Origin of the sequence: Streptacidiphilus melanogenes (assembly GCF_000787835.1) — a bacterium.
GTDB classification, from domain to species: domain Bacteria; phylum Actinomycetota; class Actinomycetes; order Streptomycetales; family Streptomycetaceae; genus Streptacidiphilus; species Streptacidiphilus melanogenes.
On sequence record NZ_BBPP01000035.1, the window covers coordinates 1 to 3,265 of the forward strand.

The 3,265-nt window shown below is 68.2% G+C and carries 2 protein-coding genes; both read left to right on the plus strand.

Annotation, left to right across the window (positions count from 1 at the left end; all coding sequences use genetic code 11):
• The first annotated feature begins 97 nt into the window (after nt 1–97).
• On the plus strand, nt 98–709 hold the full coding sequence (gene clsA / locus TR49_RS28855; RefSeq protein ID WP_042386873.1) for a cardiolipin synthase ClsA: 612 nt from the start codon (nt 98–100) through the stop codon (nt 707–709).
• Nucleotides 710–727: 18 nt separating this feature from the next.
• Nucleotides 728–3,232 (plus strand): mannose-1-phosphate guanyltransferase, encoded by a 2,505-nt coding sequence (locus tag TR49_RS28860; protein ID WP_042386874.1) that lies wholly within the window; start codon nt 728–730, stop codon nt 3,230–3,232.
• The last annotated feature ends 33 nt before the right edge of the window (nt 3,233–3,265 follow it).

Sequence of the window (3,265 nt, forward strand, 5' to 3'; positions counted from 1 at the left end):
CCTTTGCCAGCAGGCCCCTGACCTACGGTCAGGGGCCTGCTGTGGCATGCCGTAAAGTCGGCTGCATCGTTCGAAGTGTTCTACAGGAGGATCCCGGGTGGAGGTACAGGAGACGCGCGTCCAGACCGACCGCGTGTTCACCATCCCGAATGTGCTGAGCATGGCACGGCTCGTCGGGGTGCCGCTCTTCCTCTGGCTGATCCTCTGGCCGGTCTTCGGGGGGCCCAAGAACGACGGCTGGGCGATCGCCATCCTGGGGCTGAGCGGCGTCAGCGACTACCTCGACGGGAAGCTCGCGCGCCGCTGGGGGCAGGTGAGCCGGCTGGGTCAGCTGCTTGATCCGCTGGCGGACCGTCTTTTCGTGCTGTCGACGATCGTGGGTCTCACCGCGCGTCGCATCATGCCCTGGTGGCTCACGGCCATCCTCCTTGCACGCGAGATCTTCATCGCATCCCTCCTTCCGATCCTCAGACGTCACGGATACGGACCACCCGAGGTGAACTTCATCGGGAAGGCGGCTACGTTCAATCTGATGTACGCATTCCCTTTGCTGCTGCTCACGACCTATGACAACTGGGTCGGGACTGTGGCGAGCGTCATCGGTTGGGCGTTCGTCTGGTGGGGTACGACGCTCTACTGGTGGGCAGGGATCCTGTACGCGGTGCAGACCCGCCGTCTCGTGAAGACGCAGGATGGCGCCCTGCCCTAATAAGGAGGAGCCAGCCGGATGAAGGCCGTTGTGATGGCCGGAGGCGAGGGAACTCGTCTCCGCCCGATGACCGCGAGTATGCCGAAGCCCCTGCTGCCGGTGGTGAATCGGCCGATCATGGAGCACGTGCTCAGGCTGCTCAAGAGGCACGGCCTGACCGACACGGTCGTGACAGTCCAGTTCCTCGCCTCACTCGTCCGGAACTACTTCGGCGACGGCGAGGAACTCGGCATGAAGCTGACCTACGCCAACGAGGAGAAACCCCTCGGCACCGCCGGAAGCGTGAAGAACGCCGAGGACGCGCTCAAGGACGACTCGTTCCTGGTGATCTCCGGCGACGCGCTCACGGATTTCGATCTGACCGAGCTGATGGAATTCCACCGCGCCAAGGGCGCCATGGTCACCGTCTGTCTCACCCGTGTCCCCAATCCCCTCGAATTCGGGATCACGATTCTCGACGAGGAGGGCCAGGTCGAGCGCTTCCTGGAGAAGCCCACCTGGGGTCAGGTCTTCTCGGACACGGTGAACACCGGCATCTACGTCATGGAGCCCGAGGTCTTCGACTACGTCGCGGCGGACACCTCCGTGGACTGGTCGGGTGACGTCTTCCCGCAGCTGCTCAAGGAGGGCAAGCCGATCTACGGCTACGTCGCCGAGGGCTACTGGGAGGACGTGGGCACGCACGAGAGCTACGTCAAGGCTCAGGCGGACGTCCTCGAGGGCAAGGTCGACGTCGACATCGAGGGCTTCGAGATGGCCCCGGGCGTGTGGGTCGCCGAGGGTGCGGAGGTCGACCGCGAGGCCGTGCTGCGCGGTCCCCTGTACATCGGCGACTACGCCAAGGTGGAGGGCGGCGTGGAGATCCGCGAGCACACCGTGCTCGGCAGCAACGTCGTCGTCAAGCGCGGCGCGTTCCTGCACAAGGCGGTCATCCACGACAACGTCTACGTCGGCCCGCAGACGAACCTGCGCGGCTGCGTCATCGGCAAGAACACCGACGTGATGCGTGCCGCCCGAATCGAGGACGGCGCGGTCATCGGCGACGAGTGCCTGATCGAGGAGGAGTCGATCGTCGCGGGCAACGTCCGCGTCTACCCCTTCAAGACGATCGAGGCCGGCGCCTTCGTCAACACCTCGGTGATCTGGGAGTCCCGCGGCCAGGAGCACCTGTTCGGGGCGCGCGGCGTCTCCGGGATCATCAACGTCGAGATCACGCCGGAGCTGGCGGTCCGCCTCGCCGGCGCCTACGCGACGACGTTGAAGAAGGGCGCGACGGTCACCATCGCGCGTGACCACTCGCGTGGGGCGCGAGCGCTCAAGCGCGCGATGATTTCCGCGTTGCAGGCGAGCGCCATCGAGGTGCGCGACCTGGAGAACGTGCCGATGCCCGTGGCACGCCAGCAGACGGCCCGCGGCAGCGCCGGCGGCATCTTCCTGCGGACCACGCCGGGTGTGCCGGACTCGCTGGACGTGCTCTTCTTCGACGAGCGGGGCGCGGACCTCTCGCAGGCCGGCCAACGCAAGCTCGACCGCGTGTACGCCCGCCAGGAGTACCGACGCGCGTTCCCGGGCGAGATCGGGGACCTGACCTTCCCTGCGACGGTCTTCGACTCGTACGCGGGCAGCCTGCTGCGTGCCATCGACACGCGGGGTGTGGCCGAGGCCAAGCTGAAGGTCGTCGCGGACGTGGCCAACGGCAGCGCGTCGCTGCTGCTGCCGAGCATCCTCGGCAAGCTCGGCATCGAGGCGCTGACGGTCAACCCCGGCATGGACGAGTCCCGGCCGACGGAGACGATCGAGGAGCGGCGGGCGGGCATGGTCCGGCTCGGCGAGCTGGTGGCGTCCTCGCGGGCGGCGTTCGGGGTGCGGTTCGACCCGGTGGGCGAGCGTGTCTCCTTCGTGGACGAGCGCGGCCGGATCATCGAGGACGACCGTTCACTGCTGGTCATGCTGGACCTGATCGCGGCGGAGGGGCGGAGCGGCAAGGTGGCCCTGCCGGTGACCACCACGCGTATCGCCGAGCAGGTCGCGGCCTACCACGGCACCCAGGTGTCGTGGACGACGACGTCGCCGGACGACCTGGCACGGGCGGCGTCGTCCGAGGGCACGGTTTTCGGCGGCGACGGGCGCGGCGGTTTCGTGGTGCCGGAGTTCAGCGGTGTCTTCGACGGCACCGCGGCGTTCGTCCGGCTGCTCGGGCTCGTCGCCCGGACGCAGCTGACCCTGAGTCAGATCGATGCCCGTATCCCGCGGGCCCATGTGCACCGCCGTGACCTCGCCACCCCCTGGGCGGCGAAGGGCATGGTCATGCGCACGGTCGTGGAGGCCGCGGGCGAGCGGGAGGTCGACACGACCGACGGCGTGCGCGTGGTCGAGCCGGACGGTCGCTGGACCATGGTTCTGCCGGACCCGGCCGAGGCCGTCACCCACCTGTGGGCCGAGGGGCCGGACGAGACGTCGACGCTGGCGCTGCTCGACGAGTGGGCGGCGGTCGTGGAGTCCGCGGGACGGGACCAGGCCTGAGGCAGTCGCCGTAGTCAGGGGCGTGGGCCGCGC

What these genes read in the sequence shown, in the direction of transcription:
- TR49_RS28860 (WP_042386874.1), top strand. Translation starts at nt 728, where the DNA reads ATGAAGGCCGTTGTGATGGCCGGAGGCGAGGGAACTCGTCTCCGCCCG.